Source organism: Mesorhizobium marinum (assembly GCF_040813675.1).
In the GTDB taxonomy this organism is placed as follows: Bacteria; Pseudomonadota; Alphaproteobacteria; order Rhizobiales; family Rhizobiaceae; genus Mesorhizobium_K; species Mesorhizobium_K marinum.
This window is the reverse complement of sequence record NZ_JBFOCI010000005.1, coordinates 106,370-127,499: the sequence shown is the minus strand read 5'-3', so window position 1 is coordinate 127,499 and position 21,130 is coordinate 106,370. Positions and strand designations below refer to the sequence as shown.

The following is a 21,130-nucleotide window of genomic DNA, read 5'->3' as shown; positions in this document are numbered from 1 at the left end:
CTCGTCAAATCCATGTCCTAGAGTTCCGTCCTGACTTTCCAGAGTTCGGGGAACAGTTCGACCTCGAGCATGCGCCTGAGATAGGAGACGCCGGCCGTGCCGCCCGTGCCGCGCTTCAGTCCGATGATGCGCTCGACCGTGGTCACGTGGTTGAAGCGCCAGCGGCGGAAATAGTCCTCGAAGTCGACCAGCTTCTCCGCCAGTTCATAGAGCATCCAGTGGGTCGTCGGCTCGCGGTAGACGGCCTTCCAGGCGTCGAGCACCTTCTGGTTCTCCGTCCGCGTCTCGCGCCAGTCCGTGCGCTTGTCCTCGCCGCCGATGTCGAAGCCGTTGCGGGCGAGCAGGCGCAGCGCCTCGTCGTAAAGGCTCGGCGCCGCGAGGATGTCCTCCAGCTTCGCGGTGATGTCGGGCCGGTGCTCGTGCGGCTTCAGCATGGCCAGGTTGCGGTTGCCGGCCAGGAACTCGATCGCCCGGTACTGCCAGGACTGGAAGCCGGAGGACTGGCCGAGCGACGCCCGGAACTCGGTGTATTCGCTCGGCGTCATGGTGCGCAGCACGTCCCACGCGCCGGTCAGCTGTTCGAAGATGCGCGCGACCCGGCTCAGCATCTTGAAGGCCGGCTGCAGCCTGTCTTCGCGGATCGCCAGCATGGCGGCCCGGATCTCGTGGATGGCGAGCTTCATCCAGAGTTCCGAAGTCTGGTGCTGGATGATGAACAGCATCTCGTCATGCGCGGACGACAGCGGCTCCTGCGCGTCGAGCACGCGTTCGAGACGCAGGTAGTCGCCGTACGACATGCGCCCGGAAAACGACATCTGCGCGCCCTCGGAGGAGGGGTCGTAGGGTTTCCCGCTCATGTCACCGCCGCCTTCCTGTGGTATTCCGGCCGGTCCCACAGCCGGTCCTTCATGATCGTCTCAAGGATGGCGGCTGCGCCGAGCACGTCCTTTTCGCCGATATAGAGCGGGGTGAAGCCGAAGCGGATGGCGTCAGGCGCGCGAAAATCGCCGATGACGTTTCTGGCGATCAGCGCCTGCATGATGGCGTAGCCCTGCGGGTGGCGGAACGACACCTGGCTGCCGCGTCTTTCGCCGTCGCGCGTGGTGGCGAGCACCAGGTCCGGACAGCGTTTTTCCACCTCGGCGATGAACAGGTCGCACAGCGCGATCGACGTCGCCCTGACGTCGGCCATCGATACGCCCTCCCAGGCGTCGAGCGCTGCGTCGAGCACGGTGAGCGCGATGACCGGCGGCGTGCCGACGCGCATGCGGTCGATACCGGCCCCCGCGCGGTAGTCGAGGTCGAAGGCGAACGGCGCCTCGTGGCCGAGCCAGCCGGAGAGGGCAGGGCGTGCGGTCTCCAGGTGCTTCGGCGCGACATAGATGAAGGCCGGCGCGCCCGGTCCGCCGTTGAGATATTTGTAGGTGCAGCCCACCGCGAAGTCCGCACCGGCGCCAATCAGGTCGACCGGCAGCGCGCCGGCCGAATGCGCCAGGTCCCAGACCGTGAGTGCGCCGGCCGCATGCGCCTTCGCGGTCAGCGCCTTCATGTCGTGCAGCCGGCCGGTGCGATAGTCCACCTCGGTCAGCATCAGCACCGCGACCGTCTCGTCGATCGCATCGGCGACCGCTTCCGGCTCGACGACCTTCAACTCCAGCCCGCGGCCGAGCGAGCCGATCAGGCCCTGCGCCATGTAGAGGTCGGACGGGAAATTGCCGCTGTCCGACAGCACCACCTGGCGGCCGGGATTGAGGTCGAGCGCTGCGGCCAGCGCCTGGTAGACCTTGATCGACAGCGTGTCGCCCATGATCGTGGTGCCCTCGGGCGCGCCGATCAGTTTTCCGACACGGTCGCCGATGCGGCGCGACTGGTTCATCCAGCCGGCGGCGTTCCAACCCTTGATGAGGTGCTTGCCCCACTCGTCGGCGAGCATGGTCGCCACGCGCTCCTTGGCGGCAACCGGCAGCGGCCCCAGCGAGTTGCCGTCGAGGTAGATCATCCCTTCCGGGATGTCGAAGAGCGCGCGGGTACGTGCGAAATCGGTCATTTTTTCTCCCGCAGCCTGAACCGCTGGATCTTGCCGGTCTGCGTCTTCGGCAGCGCGTCGATGAATTTCACCGAACGCGGATATTTGTAGGGCGCGATCGTCGCCTTGACGTGGTCCTGCAGGATCTTGCGGGTCAGTTCGTCGCCTGCGACGCCCTCGACCAGCACGACATGCGCCTCGACGATCTGGCCGCGATCGGCATCGGGAACGCCGATCACGCCGCATTCCTTGACATGCGGGTGGGCCAGCAGCGCCGCTTCCACTTCGGGTCCGGCGATGTTGTAGCCGGACGAGATGATCATGTCGTCGGAGCGCGCGGCGAAATGGAAAAATCCGTCCTCGTCCTGCACGAAGGAATCGCCGGTCAGGTTCCAGCCGCCGCGCACATACATCTTCTGCCTGATATCGGCCATGTAGCGGCAGCCGGTCGGGCCGCGCACGGCAAGCCGGCCGACCGCACCCCGCGGCACTTCCCGCATGTCCTCGTCGACGATCTTCGCCTCGTAGCCGGTGACCGGCTTTCCGGTGCGGCCCGCAGCCATGTCGGATAGGCGGTTGGAGATGAAGATGTGCAGCATCTCGGTGGCGCCGATGCCGTCGAGGATCGGCTTGCCGGTCTTCTGCGTCCAGTCGTCGAAGACCGGCGCCGGCAGCGTCTCGCCGGCCGAGACCGCGATGCGCAACGAAGAAAGGTCGGCCCCCTTGTCCATGGCTGCCAGCATGGCGCGGTAGGCGGTCGGTGCGGTGAAGCTGATGGTCGCCTTGTAGGTCTCGATGATCTCGACCATGTTCGGCGGCGTCGCGCTTTCGAGGAGTGTCGCGGCGGCGCCGAATCGCAGCGGGAAGATCGCCAGCCCGCCGAGCCCGAAGGTGAAGGCGAGCGGCGGCGATCCCACGAACACGTCGTCGGGCGTCACGCCAAGCACTTCCTTCGCGTAGCCGTCGGCGATGATCAGCAGGTCGCGATGGAAGTGCATCGTCGCCTTGGGTTCGCCGGTCGTGCCCGACGTGAAGCCGAGCAGCGCGACGTCGTCGCGGCCGGTCGCCACCGCCTCGAAGCGCACGTCCTTGTTGAGTGCGGCGCGGTCAAGCTCCGCGTCGTGGTTGGCCGTGCCGTCGAAGCCGACGACCTGCTTGAGGAACCGGCTGGTCTTGGCGCAGGCTACCAGCTCGTCCATCAGCCTGGTGTCGCAGAGCGCCAGCGCGATCTCGGCCTTGTCGACGATCTGCCCGAGTTCGCCGGCGCGCAGCATCGGCATGGTGTTGACGACGACCGCACCGGCCTTGGTGGCGGCGAGCCAGCAGGCGACCATTGCCGGGTTGTTCGCCGAGCGGATCAGAACGCGGTTGCCGGGCTTGACCCCATAGGTCTCGACCAGCGCATGCGCCAGCCGGTTGGTCCAGTCCGACAGTTCCTTGTAGGTGCGGCGGCGGCCGTTTCCGATCAGTGCGGTGCGGTCGCCAAATCCCTTCTCGACCATGCGGTCGGTCAGTTCGACGCCGGCGTTCAGCCGGTCCGGATAGTCGAAGCCGTCGAGCAGGAAGTCCGGCCACTGGTCCTCGGGCGGAAGGTTGTCCCGCGCGAACGTGTCGGAATGAGCGGACGGTCCGAGCATCTCAGGCGTTCGCTTCTTCCGGCAGGAAATCGACGTCGTGCTCGGCCGACAGCCTGATGATCTCGGGGATGTCGCTCTTGTCGTGCAGTTCCACGAACAGCTCCTTCAGCCGACCGGCCGGCGACACCCAGAACAGGGCGCGGCAGGGCTTGTCCGACTTGTTGAAATAGCCGTGCGGGATGCCGCGGGGCATGCGCACGAGATCGCCGGCTTTCGCCGTCGTCCAGACACCGTCGAGCTTCAGTTCGAGCTGGCCTTCCTGGACGAGGATGAACTCGTCCTGGTCGGGATGGATGTGCACCGGCACGAACTGGCCGGGCGCGCTGTTGGTCTCGAAGGCGAAGGTGCTCTCGCACTCCGCCTTGGGATAGTAGACCTGTCCGAGGATGTTCCACTTGACGCCGTCGAAGCCGGTGCCGTTGGCCGTGATGCCTTTCGCGAGTCCCTTCGTCATCTGCGCAGTCCTTCCCTCTGGCGTTGTGTTTTCTGCACGTCCGCGAGCACCTGCCTCGCGATGACAACCTTCTGCACGTCGGATGCGCCCTCGTAGATCCGGAGCGCGCGGATTTCCCGGTACAGGCTCTCGACGATGTGGCCCTTGCGCACGCCGTCGCCGCCATGCAGCTGCACTGCCTTGTCGATGACCTCCTGCGCCTTGTCGGTGGCGAAGAGCTTGGCCATCGCGGCCTCGCGGGTGACGCGCGCGGCGCCGGAGTCCTTCGTCCACGCGGCGCGGTAGATGAGCAGCGCGGCGGCGTCGATGTCGAGCGCCATCTCGGCCAGATGGCCCTGCACCATCTGCAACTCGGCAAGCGGCGCGCCGAACAGCTTCCGCTCGCCGGCGCGCTTCACGCTCTCGTCGAAGGCGCGGCGCGCAAAGCCGAGTGCGGCGGCCCCGACGGTGGAGCGGAACACGTCGAGCACCGACATGGCGATCTTGAACCCTTCGCCGGGCCTGCCGATCATCGCGGATGCCGGCACGCGCACGCCCTCGAACGAAAGCCGTGCCAGCGGGTGCGGCGCGATCACCTCCAGCCGCTCGGCGACGGTCAGGCCATTGGCGTCGGCGGGAACCAGGAAGGCGGAAATGCCTTTCGCGCCCGGCGCCTCGCCGGTGCGTGCGAAGACGACGTAGAGGTCGGCGATGCCGCCGTTGGAAATCCAGGTCTTTTCGCCGTCGAGAACGTAGCTGTCGCCGTCCTTCGTCGCCGTCATGTCCATGTTGGCGACGTCGGAGCCCGAGCGCGGCTCCGACAGCGCGAAGGCGGAGATCGCCTTGCCGGCCCGCGTCTTCTCAAGCCATCTCTTCTGCCCGTCCGTGCCGAACAGGCTGATCGCCCCGGTGCCCAGCCCCTGCATGGCGAAGGCGAAGTCGGCGAGCCCGTCATGCCTGGCCAGCGTTTCGCGCGTGATGCAGAGCATGCGCACGTCGAGCGGCGCTGGATTTGCGGCGTCGACCGCCGTCGGCTTCAGCCAGCCGTCGCGCCCGAGCAAGTCCACCAGGGATCGGCAGGCTGCATCCACGTCGTGATGGTCGGCCGGCAGGTTTTGCGCGCACCACGCGTCGAGCTTCTCCGCCCACTCGCGGTGGCGGGGCTCGAAGAACGGCCAATCGAGAAACGAGCGGTCAGGCATTAGTTCCCCTCGAATACCGGCTTTTCCTTTGCCACGAACGCGCGATAGGCGCGCTCGAAATCCCTTGTCTGCATGCAGATCGCCTGGGCCTGTGCCTCGGCCTCGATCGCCTGGTCCAGCCCCATCGACCATTCCTGGTTGAGCTGCGTCTTTGTGATGCCGTGCGCGAAGGTAGGCCCGGATACGATGCGGCGCGCCAGTTCCATCGCTTCGGCCTCGAGCGCAGCGGCCTCTGCGAGGCGGTTGTAGAAGCCCCAGCGCTCGCCTTCCGTCGCGCTCATCGTGCGGCCGGTGTAGAGCAGTTCGGCCGCGCGGCCCTGGCCGATGATACGCGGCAGGATCGCGCAGGCGCCCATGTCGCAGCCGGCGAGGCCGACGCGGGTGAACAGGAACGCCGTCTTCGCTTCCGGCGTGGCGATGCGGATGTCGGACGCCATGGCGATGATCGCGCCTGCGCCGACCGCCACGCCGTCGACGGCGGAGATGATCGGCTTGCCGCAGTTCAGCATCGCCTTGACGAAGTCGCCGGTCATGCGCGTGAAGGCGAGCAGCTGCTTCATGTCCATCGCGACCAGCGGCCCGATGATGTCGTGCACGTCGCCGCCCGAGCTGAAGTTGCCGCCATTGGGCAGGAACACCACCGCGTCGATGTCGTCGGCATAGGCGAGGGCGCGGAAGGTGTCGCGCAGCTCGGCGTAGGACTCGAAGGTCAGCGGGTTCTTGCGCTCCGGACGGTCGAGCCGGATCTTCGCGATGCGGTCCTCGGCCTCCCAGACGAAGTTCTTCGGCTTGAGCGCCGCCATCGCGGTCATTCGCGTCCCTCCCAGTTGCTGCGGAACGACTTCAGCATGCTGGCGAGCCGTTTCGTGTCGTCCTCGCTGACGCCGCCGAGCAGTTCGCCGATCCAGCCCTCGTGTGCCGCGGCCATCGCCTCGAACTGCGCGCGTCCCGCATCGGTAAGCTTCACCATTGATGTCCGGCGGTCGCCGTTTCGCCGGGCGCGGGTCACAAGCCCTTCGGAAACCAGGCGGTCGACGATCCCGGTGACGTTGCCGTTCGAAACCAGCAGGAAGCTAGACAGGCCGCTCATCAGCATGCCTTCCGGCGCGCGGTAGAGCGCCGCCATGACATCGAAGCGCGGCAGCGTCGTGTCGAAACCCTGCCTGAGACGCTCGCGCAGCTCGGCCTCGATGGTGCGCGACGCCCTCAGCATCCGGATCCAGAGCCGCAGCCGCTCCTTGCTGTCCTTGGAGATCGCGGAAAGCGGCGCGCTCACCATGTCTCGCCCCCCGACAGCGCTATCGTCTGGCCGGTGACCGAGCGGGCGTCCTCGTCGCAAAGCCAGAGGACCGAGCCGGCGATTTCCTGCGGCTGCACGAAACGTCCCTGCGGGTTGTTCGCGGAGAGGATCGCGCGCGCCTCCTCGACCGAGCGCCCGGTCTTCTCGACGATGTTGTTCACGGCCTTGTCCAGCATGTCGGTCTCGACATAGCCCGGGCAGATCGCGTTTACCGTGACGCCGGTCTTGGCGAGTTCGGCCGCCAGCGACCGCATCAGGCCGACAACGCCGTGCTTCGACGCGACATAGGGCGCGACGTAGCCGTAGCCCCTGAGGCCGGCGACCGATGCGATGAAGATGACCCTGCCGCTCTTGCGCGCCGCCATGCCCGCCAGCGCCGGCTTCACGGTGAGGAACGAGCCGGTCAGGTTGACGTCGAGCGTCTTCTTCCAGTCGTCGAGCGTGACCTTGTGCGCCGGCGCGCTGTCGGCAGCGCCGGCATTGGCGATCACGATGTCGAACGGCCCGCGCGCGCTTTCGGCCGCCTTGAAGAGGTCGAGCATCGACTGCTCGTCGGTCACGTCGGCGGCGATGCCGTGGATACGGTCGTTTCCGGCCGCCGCCGCTTCAAGCGCTTCGGCGCGGCGGCCGCAGATCGTCACCTCGACGCCGGCGTCCGCGAGAGCGGTCGCGATCGCCAGCCCGACGCCGGATCCGCCGCCGGTGACCAGCGCGTGGCGACCCCGGATGTGCCGGTTCGCGCTCATACCTTGAACTCCGCCGCCGCGTTCTTCTGGGCGGCTAGCCTGTACATCTGGTCGCGGCCGGGCCGGTAGGGATCGGGCCACTTCACGCCGCGGTCGCCGAGTGCCACCGCCGCGTGCAGCGTCCAGTAGGGATCGGCGAGATGCGGCCTGGCCAGGCAGACGAGGTCGGCGCGCCCCGCCATCAGGATCGAGTTGACGTGGTCGGGCTCGTAGATGTTGCCGACTGCCATCGTCGCCATGCCGGTCTCGTTGCGGATGCGGTCGGAGAACGGCGTCTGGAACATGCGGCCGTAGACCGGCTTGGCGCGGGTCGAGGTCTGGCCGGCCGAGACGTCGCAGATGTCGACGCCCGCCGCCGATAGCATCTTGGCGATCTCCACCGCGTCGGCGGGCGTGACGCCCTCGATGCCGACCCAGTCGTTGGCCGAGATACGCACCGAGATCGGCTTGTGCAGGGGCCACACCTCGCGCACCGCATGGAAGATCTCCAGCGGGTAGCGCATGCGGTTCTCAAGCGAGCCGCCATAGTCGTCGGTGCGCGTGTTGGTCAGCGGCGTGATGAAGGCCGACAGCAGGTAGCCGTGCGCGGCGTGGATTTCCAGCATGTCGAAGCCGCAACGGTCGGCCATCTCGGCCGATGCCACGAACTGGTCGCGCACCATGTCCATGTCGGCGCGGGCCATCGCCTTCGGCGCCTGATGGCCTTCCGACCACGCCACGGTGGACGGCCCGAGGATCTGCCAGTTGTCTTCCTTCAGCGGCATGCCGTCGTCTTCCCACGGCACCTGCACCGATGCCTTCGGTCCGGCATGGCCGATCTGCGCGCAGATCTTCGCCTCGGTCTCGCGATGGACGAAGTCGACCAGCCTTTTCCAGGCGACCTCGTGCTCGGGCGCGTAGAAGCCGGGGCAACCGGGCGTGATGCGGCCCTCCGGGCTGACGCAGGTCATCTCGATGTAGACGAGGCCCGCGCCGCCCTTGGCGCGCTCGGCATAGTGGGTGAAATGCCAGTCGGTCGGGCAGCCGTCGACGGCCTTGTACTGCGCCATCGGCGAGACGACGACGCGGTTGACGAGTTCCATGTCTCGCAGCCGGTAGGGCGCGAACATCGGCGCGCGGTTCCAGTCTTCCTCGGGTGCGCCGGCCTCGCGCTGGAACCAGGCTTCCGCGCCGCCCAGCCATTCCGGGTCGCGCAGGCGCAGGTTCTCGTGGCTGATGCGCTGCGATCGCGTCAAAAGCGAGTAGTTGAACTGCACCGGGTCGAGGTCGAGGTAGCGCTCGACCTCCTCGAACCATTCGAGCGAGTTGCGCGCCGCCGACTGCAGCTTCAGCACCTCGGTGCGCCGCGCATCCTCGTATTTCTGGAAGGCCGACGCCATGTCCGGCTCGGAATGCAGGTAGTCGGCGAGCGCGACGGCGCTTTCCAGCGCCAGCTTGCTGCCCGAGCCGATCGAGAAATGCGCCGACGCCGCGGCATCGCCCATCAGCGCCAGGTTCTCGTGCGACCAGCGCTCGCACAGCACGCGCGGGAAGTTGATCCAGGCCGACCCGCGGATGTGGTTGGCGTTGGTCATCAGCGAATGGCCGCCGAGATGCCTTTCGAAGATTTTTTCGCAGGTGGCGATGGATTCCTGCTGGCTCATCGCGCCGAAGCCGAACTTGTCCCAGGTCTCCTGGCTGCATTCGACGATGAAGGTCGCGGTCTCCGGATCGAACTGGTAGGCATGCGCCCACACCCAGCCGTGCTCGGTCTTCTCGAAGATAAAGGTGAAGGCGTCGTCGAACTTCTGGTGGGTGCCGAGCCAGACGAACTTGCACTTGCGCGTGTCGATGTCCGGCTTGAACACGTCGGCGAAGGTGGCGCGGGAGCGGGAATTGAGGCCGTCGGCGGCGACGACCAGATCGTGCGTCTCCATGTAGGGGCGCGGGTCGGGCGCTTCCGTCTCGAACCGCACCTCGATGCCGAGTTCGCGCGCGCGCCGCTGCAGCAGGAGCAGCAGGCGCTTGCGTCCGATGCCGCAGAAGCCGTGACCGGTGGAGACCGTACGCTGGCCCTTGTAGATGACGGCGATGTCGTCCCAGTAGGCGAAGTAGCGCTTGATCCAGACCGCGCTGACCGGATCGTTGCGGTTGAGGTTGTCGAGCGTCTCCGCCGACAGCACGACGCCCCAGCCGAACGTGTCGTCCGGCTTGTTGCGCTCGATGACCGTCACCTCGTGCGCGGAGTTGCGAAGCTTCATCGAGATCGCAAAATAGAGGCCGGCAGGCCCGCCACCGAGAACCGCAACCTTCATCCGTGCGCTCTCCTCCGTTATTCGCTTTGCCTGACTATCGCGCCGCGAGTCATTTATTTCAAGCTTAAAATTTCATGCTGAAGCGAATTGCCTGTGACCCTGGGACGATCAAGAATTTGTCCTTGCGACCGTGGACATTGTTTCGGGAACCGGATCGTCGGCATAGCTGCAGCGACGTCATCCTCGGGCTTGTCCCGAGGATCTACTGCGGTCTGCGATTGCCATTGCAGTTGTCACCGGCGGCGGCAGATCCTCGGGACAAGCCCGAGGATGACGCATGCCGGCGACTTGTCTTTGGCGTAAACCCTATTTCGCCGGGTCTTTCGGGCTCCAAAGCACCGTTGCCGCGCCCTTCTCGTAGGCCATGCCGTCGGGATAGCTGATCGCCTCGAACTGCAGGCCCCAGGGCGCCTGGAAATACATCACCGTCTGGCCGGCGGCCGGGCCTTCGCCGACCGGCAGCACGATGCGCGTCGCCACGCCCTTGCCTTCTAGGTAGGCTTTGGCCGCCGGCACGTCGTCCACGTAGAAGGCGATGTGATAGCCGCCGATGTCGCTGTTCTTTGGCGTCATGTCCTTCTGGTCGGGCGAGGCGTATTCGAACAGTTCGATGTTGGAGCCGAAGCCGCAGCGCAAAAGCGTGATCTCGTTGATCACCGCTTTCGGGTCGACGCCGAGCAGGTCCTGCATGAAGGTGCCCTTGTCGTCGGCGAACGGCCCGAACGACATCGCCTTCTGGCAGCCGACGACATTGGTGAAGAAATCGACGGCCTGCGCCATGTCGGGCACGGTCACGCCGGTGTGGTCGTGCCCGCGCATGCCGGGTATTGAGTCGGCGGCGGCGATGCCGGCGCTGCCGACAAGCGTGGTGGCGAGGATTGCGCTGCGAAGCAGGGTGTTCACGGTGACGTCTCCCATTGGCGGGCCGTTCCCTTGTTCCGCGCCGGCCGCCCGCTGCTGCCGGAGCGGCCGATTGTCCGTCGGGCTAGCCCGCCTTCAGCCAGTCTCCGTCGATTTCCGGCAGCGGGATCGCCGCGATGAGGTCGCGCGTATAGGCGTGCTTCGGGTCGGCGAACAGCGCGTCGGTCGGCCCCTGCTCGACGATCTCGCCGTTGCGCATGACGATCACCTGCCGGCAGAGCCGCCGGATGACCGAGAGGTCGTGGCTGATGAAGGCGACTGTCAGGCCCATCTCGTCGGCGAGCTTTTCCAGCAGCGTCAGGATCTGCGCCTGCGTCGAGACGTCGAGGCCCGACACGATCTCGTCGGCCAGCACGAAGTCGGGCGACAGCGCCAGCGCGCGGGCGATGCCGACACGCTGCCGCTGCCCGCCCGACAGTTCGTGGCGGTAGCGGCCGGCGAAGCTGCGCGGCAGGCCGACGCGGTCCAGCGCATCGTCGACGCGGCGCTGCACATTGTCGCCGAGGCCGTTCTGCTTCAGCGGCGCGGCGATGATCGCGCCGATGGTGCGGCGCGGGTTGAGCGACGACATCGGGTCCTGGAAGATCATCTGCAGGTTGCGCCTCAGCGGCCTGAGTTCCGCCTCCTGCAGGTGCGTGATGTCGCGGCCGTCGAACGTCACGCTGCCGGCGCTGGGCTCGATCAGCCGGACCAGCGCGCGCCCCAGCGTCGACTTGCCGGAGCCGGATTCGCCGACGATGCCGGTCACCGTGCGGCGCGGCAGCTCGAAGTCGAGCCCCTTCAGGATTTCCACCAGTGGCGCGCTGCCGACAAGCGGTTTCCTGGTCATGTCGGGCAGCGCGACCTTCAGGCCGCTGACCTTGAAGAGCGCGTCAGCCACGGGCCTGTCCCCCATGAAGATTGGGCCTCCAGTCGTGATCGGCGACCGCGATCTCGGCGGCGAGCCCGGCGAGCACCGCGTCGTCGACCGGCTTCAGCGAGGCCTGCGGATCGGTGTATTTCGGCGTCGCCGCCATCAGCGCCCGCGTATAGGCATGCGCCGGGTTCGCAAACAGCGTGGCCGTGTCGGCTTCCTCGACCACCTTGCCGGCGTAGAGCACGGTTACCTTCTGGCTGATCTTCGCGACGACGCCGAGGTCGTGCGTGACGAACAGGATCGCCGTGCCGTGCTCCTTCTGGAGCTGCGCGATCAGCCTCAGGATCTGCTTCTGCACGGTGACGTCGAGCGCCGTGGTCGGCTCGTCGGCGACGATCAGGCGCGGTTCGGCGGCGAAGGCAGCTGCGATCAGCACGCGCTGGCGCATGCCGCCCGACAGTTCGTGCGGATAGGCGCGCATGACGCGGTCCGGATCGCGGATATGCACCTCGTCCAGCAGCTGGCGTACCCGGCTGTCGGCGCGGTCGGCTGTCCAGCCGAGGATATGCACGAGACGGTCGGTCATCTGCGGGCCGATGCGCCTGGACGGGTTGAGCGCGGTGAGCGGATCCTGCGGGATCAGCGCGGTCTTCGCGCCGATCACGCGCCGACGCTCCCTGGCCGGCAGCGCGCCGAGGTCGGTGCCCTCGAGCCGGATCGAGCCCTCGACGATCTTCACGCTCGGCGGCAGTACGCCGAGCACCGCCTTGCCGATCATGCTCTTGCCGGCGCCGCTCTCGCCGACCAGCGCGCGGACTTCGCCTGGCTCGACCGTCAGCGACACCGAGCGCAGCACCCGCTGGCCGCCGCTGAGCGTGGCGCTGAGGTTTGTGATGTCGAGGCAGGCGGTCATCTGAGCACCGGGTCGAAACGCGCCTTCAGCCCTTCGCCGAACTGGCTGAAGGACAGCACGGTGAGGAACAGCGTGATCAGCGGGAACACCAGCACCCACCAGGCCTGGTGGATCGACAGCCGGCCCTCGGCGATGATGCCGCCCCAGGTCGGGTCGTCGGTGGAGATCGACAGGTTCACGAAGGACAGGATCGCCTCGACGATGACCGCGATGCCCATCTCCAGCGACAGCAGCGCGACGATCGACGGCAGCACGTTGGGCAGCACTTCCGAGACCATGATGCGGAATCGGCCGAAGCCGGCGATTTTTGCGTTCTCGACATAGTCCATGCGCGCCTGGCCCATCGCCTCGGCGCGGATGACGCGGCAGAAACGCGTCCAGTCGATGACGGCGATGGCGATGATGACCGAGGAGAGCCCGGTGCCGAAGACGGCGACCAGCAGGATGGCGAAGAGAACGGGCGGGAACGCCATCCAGATGTCGACGATGCGCGAGATGATGCGGTCCGCCCAGCCGCCGAAATAGCCGGCGACGAGGCCGAGCGTCGAGCCGACGAGGCAGGCCGCGAAGGCCGCCGCGAAGGCGACGATGAAGGCGACACGCGCGCCGTAGATTATGCGCGAGAGCAGGTCGCGGCCGAGGCTGTCGGTGCCGAGCCAGTAGCCGGGCTCCGCCCCCTGCATCCAGAACGGAGGCAGGCGTTCGAACAGCAGGTCCTGCGCCAGCGGGTCCTGCGGCGCGATCAGCGGTGCGAGGATCGCGGCGGCGAGCGCGATGGCGAGCCAGCCGCCGGCAAGCACCAGGCGGGCGTCGAAGCGGCGGCGGGGCAGGGCGCGTGCGTCAGCCATGGCGCAGCCTCGGGTTCAGCAGCGCATACATCATGTCGACCGCGAGATTGATGAGCACGAACAGCAGGGCGAACACGAGCACGATGCCCTGGATCAGCGGCAGGTCGCGGTTGATGACCGCGTCGATCGCCATGTTGCCGAGCCCTTCGTAGGAGAACAGCCGCTCGATGATGACGGTGCCGCCGATCAGGAAGGTGAACTGCACGCCGACCAGCGTCAGCGTCGGCAGCGCCGCGTTCTTCAGCGCCTCGCGCAGGATCACCGCCGTCTCGGAAAAGCCCTTCACCCTGGCGAGCGTGACGTAGTCGAGCGTCATCACCTCCTTGAGCGACAGTTTCAGCAGTTGCGAGATGATGGCGGCGAGCGGCAGCGCCAGCGCCAGCGCCGGCATGAACATGTGGCTGATCAGGTCCTTGGCGAGGTCGAAGCGGAGCCTGACGATGCTTTCGAGAAGGTAGAACTGCGTGACGAAGGGCAATTCGAGGCGCGGCGAAACGCGTCCGGAAATCTCGAAGATCGGCCACAGCACGCCGAACAGCAGGATGAACGCCAGCCCCCACAGGAAATCGGGAATGGACAGCGCCGCGCCGTTGGCGACGTCGATGCCGGCCTCGACCGCCGTGCCCTGCTCGCGTGCGCCGAGGATGGCGAGCGGCATGCCGATGGCGAGTGCGAGCAGCAGCGCGAATGTGGCGAGTTCGAGCGTTGCCGGCAGGCGGTTGAGCACCAGGCTCATCACGTCCTGGCGTAGCGAGATCGAGGTGCCGAAATCGCCCGACAGAACGCCCGACAGCCAGATGAAATATTGCTCCACGATCGAACGATCGAGCCCGTAGAGCGCGCGCAGCCGGTCGATGTCCGCCTGTGTCGCGCCGGGCGGCAGCATCATGGCGATCGGGTCGCCGGGCGCGACGCGGATGATGACGAACACCACCACCGACACGCCAAGCAGCGTGACGGCCATGGTGATGAGGCGAACGAGGAAGCGTTGGAGAATCATCTAGGACACAGCGCTTGCAATGCAGTTTCGGCAGTGCCGAACTGCCCCTGATCCTTACCTTCTCCCCGTAGGGACGGGGGAGAGGGGGACGCCAGCTTTGCCGCTTCGCTCCTCTCCCCGTTCTTTACGGGGAGAGGAGGCCGGCAGGCAGGTCAGGGGCAGCGCGATGCTGACTTGTTCAGGTCACGTCAGGCAGGCGTCATCAGGTGCGGCAGCAGCGCGCCGGACTTGTGTGGCACCACCTTCACGCCGTTCGAATGCACGATCGGCTGGGCGTACTGCAGCAGCGGCAGCACGTAGGCGTGATCGGCGATCAGCTTGTCGACGGCCTTCCAGCCGGCGATGCGCTTGGCCTGGTCGGGCTCGCCCCACAGCGGGTTGATCGCATCGATCACGTCCTGGCTGTCCCACACCGAGTGCGGGCTCGGCCCGTACATGGCAAAGCCCGTCGAGGTGGTCGGGTCGCCGATCGAGTTGCCCCAGTTGTAGAAGGCGGCGGGCGCCAGCTGGTCGGCCGCGCGCAACTCGTAGTGCTTGGCGATCTCGTAGACCTCGATGTTGGCCTCGATTCCGACCTTGCGCCACATGCCGACGATCGCCTGGATCATCTCGTAGTCCTTCGGCTTGAAGCCGCGCGTCGTCTGGATCGTGAACTTCACCGGATTGTCGGTGGAGTAGCCCGAGGCCTTCAGCAGCTCGACCGCCTTCTCCGGGTTGTACTCGACCTTGATGGAGGGATCGAAGGCGTCGTATTCCGGGGTTTCCAGCGTGTCGATCGGCAGGCCGTAGCCGCGCAGCAGCCGGTCGACCAGCAGCTTCTTGTCGACCGACATCACCGCGGCCTGGCGGACGTTCTCGTCCTTCATCACGTCGATGTCGTTGAAGAAGATCATGCCGATGTCGGACACCGTGTCGGCCGATCCGGCCAGCCCGTCCTTGGCGATCAGGCGGTCGTATTCCTCATAGGGGATTTCCAGCGTCACCTGCGAGGAGCCGGACTCGATCTCGGCCACGCGGCTCGCCGCGTCGGTGACGAACTTGATCGTCACGTTCTCGAACGCCGGCTTGCCGCCCCAGTAGTTCGGGTTGGCCTTGAGCCTGACATAGGCGTTCTGCTCGAACTTCTCGACCATGTAGGGGCCGGTGCCGATCGGCGCCTTTTCGAAGCCTTCCGCGCCGACCTTCTCGTAATAGGCCTTCGGCAGCACGTAGCCGGTTAGGAAGGACATCCACTTGAAGTAGGTCGGGTCGAAGCCGACGACGTCGCCGGTGATCTTGTTGCCGTCGATCTTGAAGTTGTTGACGTTCTTCCAGACGAACTGGATCGGGTTGCCGGTCTCTTCCTTGCCGGCGCGCTCGAGCGACCAGACGATGTCCTCGGCGGTGAAGGGCGAGCCGTCATGCCAGGTCACGCCCTCGCGCACGGTCATGTGCACCTGCTTGAGGTCGTCGGAGAAGCCCCACTCGGTGAGCAGGCCGGGCGCCTGCGACAGGTCGGGCTGCTGCAGGATGAACTGGTCGAACACCGACTGGTAGATGCCCTGGATGGTCGGGTTCACCGCCGAGGGGCCGGTGGTCGGGTCCCAGGAGGGCAGGTTGACGTTGTAGGCGATCACAAGTTCGTTCGCTTGTGCGCCGGCAATCCGCGGCATCGACAGTCCGGCCATGGCCAGGCCGGCGCCGGTCAGTTTCAAGACGGTTCGTCTGTTTGGGTGTCTGATCATCTTGGTTCCCCATTTGGTTGTGTTGTGATCGGAATGGCCGCCTGCGCGGCCGCATGTGAACTAAAGCGCCGCCGTTGCTTCGATCTCCACCAGGAAGTCCGGCAGCGCCAGCGCCTGCACGCCGATGAAGGTGTTGGCGGCCGGAACGACCCCGTCGTAGAAGGCCAGGAGTTCGCCGATGACCGGCCCGAGCTTCTCGGGCGAGTGGTCGACCACGTAGGTCCTCAGCCGCACGATGTCGGCCGGAGTGGCCCCGGCCTCGGCCAGCACGTCCCTGAGGTTGGCCAGCGCCTGCCTGGTCTGTGCGGCGAGGTCGCCGGCGCCCACCACTTCGCCGTCCTTGTTCCAGGCGACCTGGCCGGCGAGGTGCAGCGTTCGCCCGCCGTTCTGCTCGACCGCATGCGAAAAGCCGAATTGCGTTGACTCGTAGAGTGTCGATGGGTTGATCGCCTTGCGCTTCATTCGATACCTCCCGCCTGCGTGGTCATGCGCCTGCCAGCCGCTGGGCCAGCATGAAACCCGAACCTGCACCCGTTCCGGCTCCGGGCCAAGTGGCGGCGCCGACGAGATGCAGGTTGCGGACCGGCGTGTTCCAGGCCGCGAAGCCCGGCGCCGGCCGGAACAGGAAATTCTGCGCGATGTGATGGCTGCCGCAGATCTGGTCGCCGCCGACCAGGTTCGGGTTGTCGCGCTCGAGATCGATCGGCGAGAAGACCATGCGTCCCAGGATCTTCTGCGCCAGCCCGGGCGCGTTCTTCTCGATCAGGGCGAGCGCCCGGTCGGCATAGGCGTCCTTGATGGCGTCCCAGTGGCCGGGCGCGATCGTGCCGGCCGCGTCGCCGCGCACTTCGGCCGGCAGCGCGCGCACCTGCACCCACAGGACATGCTTGCCCTCGGGCGCGCGCGACGGATCGATCGCGGTCGGCTGTCCCACCACCAGCACCGGCTCGTCCGGCAACAGGCCGGCGACCGCTTGGGCGTAGGTCTTCGCCATCTGGTCGAGCGACGGTGCGACGTGGACATAGGCGAAGTTCTTCAGCTCCGCGCCGGCCGTCCAGTCGGGCAGGCCGTCGAGCGCGAGATGGATCATCATCGTGCCCGGCGCATGGCGGAATTTCTTCATCGCCGTGTCGAAGCCGGCGTTGCCCGAGCCTTTCGGCAGCAGCTTGCCCGGCAGCGCGCCCGGCGCGACGCCCGCGATCAGCGCCTTCGTCGCGGTGTGCGTCTCGCCGTCGGCGAGCCTTATGCCGGTCGCCTTGCCGTCCTGGGTGAGGATCTCGGCGACGTCGGCGTTGTGGAAAATCCTGCCGCCGGCCGCGGTCAGCATGCCTTCCAGCGCCATGATGATGGTGTCGGCGCCGCCCTTGCCGATCACCATGCCAAAACTCTGGTTTGCCATCGATTCGAGATAGGGAAAGACCGCGCCGCCGGCGATGTCGGGCGCGAAGTCGAGATGCATGCCCCAGGCGGCGAGCGTCGCCTTGACATGCGGCGAGGCAAAAGTGTCGTCGAGCCAGGCGCGCGGCGACGAAAGCAGGAGCTTGCCGGTGTCGAGCGCGCCCGACACGCCCTTCTTGCGCCAGAGGTTCCAGGCCGTGCCCGCAAGCGCGCGGCCGCTCATCGGCGATCCGAGCAGGCGGAACAGGTGCTCCGCTTCGCCCATGAAGCCGCCGGCCAGCCGCCGCCACGTCGCGGCGTCCTCGGCCGAAAATTCCGTGAGCCGCGCTACGGTCTTTTCGATGTCGGAGCTGACGCCGAACCAGCGTCCGTCGGGGAACACGGAGGCGAAGCAGTCGGCGACCGGGGCGAATTCCAGCCCGGCCGCTTTCAATTCATTTGCATATTTCCGGTGGAAGGCCGAGCCGGCGAACAGGCTGAGATTCATCGCGCCGAGGTCGTGCCGGAAGCCGGGGAGCGTCGCCTCGCGCGTCTTGACCGCGCCGCCGCTGACGGGATTGCGCTCGAAAACCGCGGTTTTCCAGCCTTTCAGCGCCAAATGCGTCGCACAGGCCAGACTGTTGTGGCCGGCACCGACGAATATGGCGTCGAAATCGCTCACGCCCCCATCCCCATTCCTTTAGGCTTAAAGATAATTGCAGATGCATAGGTTTTCGTCTAGTAGCATATTAACGGCCGGCAGAGCCGGGCTCGCATCCGAACAAGGGGAACAGGAACCATGGAAACGCAGAAACTTCTCGGCGAATTCGCCAGCCAGCTTCTTTCCGGCGCGATCGAGGTCGTCGACCTCTCGGCCGTGCTCGGGCCCGACACCCCGCTGATCAAGCTGCCGCCGGAACTCGCCGTCGACACGCCGAAGGTCGAGATCCACGCCATCTCCGCCTATGACAAGAACGGGCCGTGGTGGGCCTGGAACTGGCTGAAGCTCGGCGAGCACTCCGGCACCCATTTCGACGCGCCGATCCACTGGATTTCCGGCAAGGACTACGCCGACGGCTCGACCGACACGCTCGCCGTCCAGAAGCTGGTCGGCCCGGTCAACGTCATCGACTGCTCGAAGGAAGCGGCGGCCGACGCCGACTTCCTGCTCACCGTCGACCACATCAAGGCCTGGGAAGCCGAGCACGGCGCGATCAACGCCGGCGAGTGGGTGGTGATGCGCACCGACTGGTACAAGAAGAACGGCTCGGAAGCCGCCTTCCTCAACGCCAACGAAACCGGCCCGCACACGCCCGGCCCGACGGCCGAGGCGATCCAGTACCTGATCTCCAAGGATATCGTCGGCTGGGGTTCGGAGACGATCGGCACCGACGCCGGCGCCGCCGGCGGCATGGAGCCGCCGTTCCCGGCGCACACCCTGATGCACAAGGCCAACAAGTTCGGCCTCGCCAGCCTCTGCCATCTCGACCGGCTGCCGGCCAAGGGCGCCGTCCTCATCGCAGCGCCGCTGAAGATCGAACACGGCACCGGCAGCCCGATCCGCGCGCTGGCGCTGGTGCCGAGGAAGTAAGGGAAGGTTCGGAGAGGAGGTTCCCATGATACCCCCCTCTGGCCTGCCGGCCATCTCCCCCTCATGGGGGGAGATGGATCTGTATCACGACCTTTGCCAATCTCCGAGGTTGCAGGAAGTGCGTCTCCATCGAAGCCGCCAATCTCGCCCCTTGCGGGGGAGATGCCCGGCAGGGCAGAGGGGGGCGAGCAGCGCCGCACCCAGGTGGCTGTCATGAACGCCCCCGACCACATCATCGTTGGCAGCGGCATCAACGCGCTGGTCTGCGCCGCCCTGCTGGCGGGCAAGGGCCGCAAGGTGCTGGTGCTCGAGCGCAACGACACGATCGGCGGCTGCATCCGCACCGAGGAGATCACCGCGCCGGGCTTCGTGCACGACGTGATGGCGACGACCTTCGTGCTGTTCATCACCTCGCCGGCCTATGCGGCGCTCGCCGCCGACCTCGGCCGCCACGGGCTGCAGTTCTGCAACACGAAGGCGCCGACCGGCGTACTCAGGCCCGACGGCAGCCACCTCATCCAGCGCACGGACCGGGCGGCCAACGTCGCGGCGCTGGGCGGCGACGGCGCGCAATACGCCATCGATGTCGGCGACATCGAGAAGAACGCCGGCCTGCTGTTCGGCCTGCTCGGCGGCGGTCTGTGGACCTATCCGACCTTCAAGCTGCTCGCCGGCGAAGCCTGGCGCAGGAAGCCGCGCAACCTCGCGGCCTTCCTCGGCGATGCGCTCGTTCCGGCGCGCGGCTGGCTGGAAACGTCCTATGATTCGGAGCTTTCCCGCGCGCTCTGGGCGCCCTGGTCGCTGCATGCCGGCCTCGGACCGGAGGATGCCTTCTCCGGACAGATCGCCAAGGTCATCGCGTTTGCGCTGGAGGCCGCCGGCGCGCCGGTCGTCAAGGGCGGCGCGAAAAACCTGCTCGCCGCCTTCGAGGCGCTGATCGAGGAAAAGGGCGGCGTGATCCGCACCGACGCCGACGTCGCGTCGATCATCGTCGAGGACGGACGCGCCGCCGGCGTAAGCCTGGCCTCCGGCGAAACCGTCCATGCGTCCAGGAGCGTCATCTGCTCGGTCACCCCGACCCAGCTCTACCAACGCCTGCTCGGCAAGGCGGCCCCCGAGGCCGACGTCGCGGCGACCAGGAAATACCGCTACGGCAAGGGCAACTTCCAGATCCACTATGCGCTCGACCGCCCGCCGGCCTGGCGCCACCAGGCGCTCGGCGAGGTCGCGCTGCTGCACCTGACGCCCGGCCTCGACGGCGTCTCGAAGGCCGGCAACGAGGCCGCGCGCGGCATGCTGCCGGAGACGCCGACCATCTGCGTGGGGCAGCCGCATGCGCTCGACCCGTCGCGCTGCCCGCCCGGCAAGGCGATCCTCTGGCTGCAGCTTCCCGAGGCGCCGCGCCACATCAAGGGCGACGCGGCGGGCAAGCTTGCCGCGCCCGCCGACGGACAATGGACCGAGGCGCTGCGCGAGGCCTATGCGGACCGCGTCGAGGCGATCCTCGCCTCCCACATCGACGCCTTCTCGGCCACCGTGCTCGGCCGCCGCGCCTATTCGCCCGCCGATCTCGAGGCGATGAACGTCAATCTGGTCGGCGGCGATCCCTATGGCGGCTCATCGACCATCGACCAGTCGTTCCTGTGGCGACCCTTCAAGACCAGCCGCAACCACGAGACGTCGATCAAGGGCCTCTACCACATCGGCGCATCGACCCATCCAGGCGCGGGCCTTGGCGGCGGGTCGGGCTTCCTGCTGGCGCAGAGGCTGTGATGGAAGCGAAGGCTCCCGAGCGCCGCGAGCGCATCTCGACGCTCGGCCAGATCGGCCTGGAGCAGTTCGCGCCCTATCTGATGAACCGCATCATGGGCCGCTACAACGCCACGCTGCGCGACGATTTGCGCCGTCAGCACCGCACCATCCCGCAGGTGCGCACGCTGGCCGTGCTGTCGGTGACCGATGGCGTCACCGTCGGCGATCTCTCCGTCTACACCGTCATCGAGCAGTCGACGCTGTCGCGCACGCTCGACGCGCTCGAGGCGCACGGCCTCGTCCGGCGCGAACCGGGCGACACCGACAGCCGCGTGCGCAAGGTGTTCCTGACCGACGAGGGACGCGCCGAGTTCAACCGTGCATGGCCGGCCATGCACGAAGCCTTCGAGCAGATGTTCGAGGGGATCGAGGACAGCGAATATGCCGGGCTGGTGTCGACGCTGCAGAAGATGCTGAGAAACATCCGCAAGCACGACATCTGAAGACGCA

General features: G+C 66.9%; 20 protein-coding genes. 3 read left to right on the top strand and 17 right to left on the bottom strand.

Going from position 1 to position 21,130, the window contains the following annotated elements; translation table 11 throughout:
• Positions 1 to 17 precede the first annotated feature (17 nt).
• The 17 genes from kynA to ABUE31_RS16415 form a co-directional block, all read right to left on the bottom strand.
• Entirely contained in the window at positions 18 to 857 is an 840-nt protein-coding gene (gene kynA, locus ABUE31_RS16495; RefSeq protein WP_367724771.1) for a tryptophan 2,3-dioxygenase, read from the bottom strand.
• Positions 854 to 2,047, bottom strand: coding sequence for a kynureninase (gene kynU / locus ABUE31_RS16490; RefSeq protein ID WP_367724770.1), 1,194 nt, complete (start codon positions 2,045 to 2,047; stop codon positions 854 to 856). Before kynU ends, kynA begins: the two co-directional genes overlap by 4 nt.
• Positions 2,044 to 3,663, bottom strand: coding sequence for a benzoate-CoA ligase family protein (locus tag ABUE31_RS16485; protein WP_367724769.1), 1,620 nt, complete (start codon positions 3,661 to 3,663; stop codon positions 2,044 to 2,046). Before ABUE31_RS16485 ends, kynU begins: the two co-directional genes overlap by 4 nt.
• 1 nt (position 3,664) lies before the next feature.
• Complete coding sequence (locus tag ABUE31_RS16480; RefSeq protein WP_367724768.1) at positions 3,665 to 4,117, bottom strand: cupin domain-containing protein; 453 nt, start codon at positions 4,115 to 4,117, stop codon at positions 3,665 to 3,667.
• A complete protein-coding gene (locus ABUE31_RS16475; RefSeq protein ID WP_367724767.1) occupies positions 4,114 to 5,298 on the bottom strand; it encodes an acyl-CoA dehydrogenase family protein in 1,185 nt (394 codons plus the stop codon). Before ABUE31_RS16475 ends, ABUE31_RS16480 begins: the two co-directional genes overlap by 4 nt.
• Positions 5,298 to 6,110, bottom strand: a complete 813-nt coding sequence (locus ABUE31_RS16470; RefSeq protein WP_367724766.1) for an enoyl-CoA hydratase family protein — start codon at positions 6,108 to 6,110, stop codon at positions 5,298 to 5,300. Before ABUE31_RS16470 ends, ABUE31_RS16475 begins: the two co-directional genes overlap by 1 nt.
• Positions 6,107 to 6,577: a MarR family winged helix-turn-helix transcriptional regulator gene (locus tag ABUE31_RS16465; RefSeq protein ID WP_367724765.1), complete on the bottom strand. Its 471-nt coding sequence runs from the start codon at positions 6,575 to 6,577 to the stop codon at positions 6,107 to 6,109. Before ABUE31_RS16465 ends, ABUE31_RS16470 begins: the two co-directional genes overlap by 4 nt.
• The gene (locus tag ABUE31_RS16460) at positions 6,571 to 7,344 is read right to left on the bottom strand and encodes an SDR family NAD(P)-dependent oxidoreductase (protein WP_367724764.1); all 774 of its coding nucleotides are present in this window, start codon (positions 7,342 to 7,344) and stop codon (positions 6,571 to 6,573) included. The genes ABUE31_RS16465 and ABUE31_RS16460 overlap by 7 nt, the downstream gene beginning before the upstream one ends.
• Positions 7,341 to 9,638 (bottom strand): bifunctional salicylyl-CoA 5-hydroxylase/oxidoreductase, encoded by a 2,298-nt coding sequence (locus tag ABUE31_RS16455; RefSeq protein ID WP_367724763.1) that lies wholly within the window; start codon positions 9,636 to 9,638, stop codon positions 7,341 to 7,343. The genes ABUE31_RS16460 and ABUE31_RS16455 overlap by 4 nt, the downstream gene beginning before the upstream one ends.
• 306 nt (positions 9,639 to 9,944) lie before the next feature.
• On the bottom strand, positions 9,945 to 10,556 hold the full coding sequence (locus ABUE31_RS16450) for a VOC family protein (protein WP_437344137.1): 612 nt from the start codon (positions 10,554 to 10,556) through the stop codon (positions 9,945 to 9,947).
• Between the two features lie 67 nt (positions 10,557 to 10,623).
• Positions 10,624 to 11,439 carry an ATP-binding cassette domain-containing protein gene (locus tag ABUE31_RS16445; RefSeq protein ID WP_367724761.1) on the bottom strand — a complete coding sequence of 272 codons (816 nt, stop codon included), beginning with the start codon at positions 11,437 to 11,439 and terminating at the stop codon, positions 10,624 to 10,626.
• Positions 11,432 to 12,328, bottom strand: a complete 897-nt coding sequence (locus ABUE31_RS16440; protein WP_367724760.1) for an ABC transporter ATP-binding protein — start codon at positions 12,326 to 12,328, stop codon at positions 11,432 to 11,434. The genes ABUE31_RS16445 and ABUE31_RS16440 overlap by 8 nt, the downstream gene beginning before the upstream one ends.
• Positions 12,325 to 13,176 (bottom strand): ABC transporter permease, encoded by an 852-nt coding sequence (locus tag ABUE31_RS16435; RefSeq protein ID WP_367724759.1) that lies wholly within the window; start codon positions 13,174 to 13,176, stop codon positions 12,325 to 12,327. Before ABUE31_RS16435 ends, ABUE31_RS16440 begins: the two co-directional genes overlap by 4 nt.
• Positions 13,169 to 14,176, bottom strand: coding sequence for an ABC transporter permease (locus ABUE31_RS16430; RefSeq protein WP_367724758.1), 1,008 nt, complete (start codon positions 14,174 to 14,176; stop codon positions 13,169 to 13,171). Before ABUE31_RS16430 ends, ABUE31_RS16435 begins: the two co-directional genes overlap by 8 nt.
• Before the next feature lie 188 nt (positions 14,177 to 14,364).
• Positions 14,365 to 15,843 (bottom strand): ABC transporter substrate-binding protein, encoded by a 1,479-nt coding sequence (locus ABUE31_RS16425; RefSeq protein WP_437344144.1) that lies wholly within the window; start codon positions 15,841 to 15,843, stop codon positions 14,365 to 14,367.
• A 117-nt stretch (positions 15,844 to 15,960) separates the two neighbouring features.
• Entirely contained in the window at positions 15,961 to 16,362 is a 402-nt protein-coding gene (locus tag ABUE31_RS16420) for a RidA family protein (RefSeq protein WP_367724756.1), read from the bottom strand.
• Positions 16,363 to 16,384: 22 nt separating this feature from the next.
• Positions 16,385 to 17,959: a phytoene desaturase family protein gene (locus tag ABUE31_RS16415; RefSeq protein WP_367724755.1), complete on the bottom strand. Its 1,575-nt coding sequence runs from the start codon at positions 17,957 to 17,959 to the stop codon at positions 16,385 to 16,387.
• A 117-nt stretch (positions 17,960 to 18,076) separates the two neighbouring features.
• Here ABUE31_RS16415 and ABUE31_RS16410 point away from each other — a divergent pair, with 117 nt between their 5' ends.
• From ABUE31_RS16410 to ABUE31_RS16400, 3 genes are all read left to right on the top strand, one after another.
• Positions 18,077 to 18,868 carry a cyclase family protein gene (locus ABUE31_RS16410; protein WP_367724754.1) on the top strand — a complete coding sequence of 264 codons (792 nt, stop codon included), beginning with the start codon at positions 18,077 to 18,079 and terminating at the stop codon, positions 18,866 to 18,868.
• Positions 18,869 to 19,081: 213 nt separating this feature from the next.
• Positions 19,082 to 20,641: a phytoene desaturase family protein gene (locus ABUE31_RS16405; protein WP_367724753.1), complete on the top strand. Its 1,560-nt coding sequence runs from the start codon at positions 19,082 to 19,084 to the stop codon at positions 20,639 to 20,641.
• Entirely contained in the window at positions 20,641 to 21,123 is a 483-nt protein-coding gene (locus tag ABUE31_RS16400; protein WP_367724752.1) for a MarR family winged helix-turn-helix transcriptional regulator, read from the top strand. Before ABUE31_RS16405 ends, ABUE31_RS16400 begins: the two co-directional genes overlap by 1 nt.
• Positions 21,124 to 21,130: the final 7 nt, after the last annotated feature.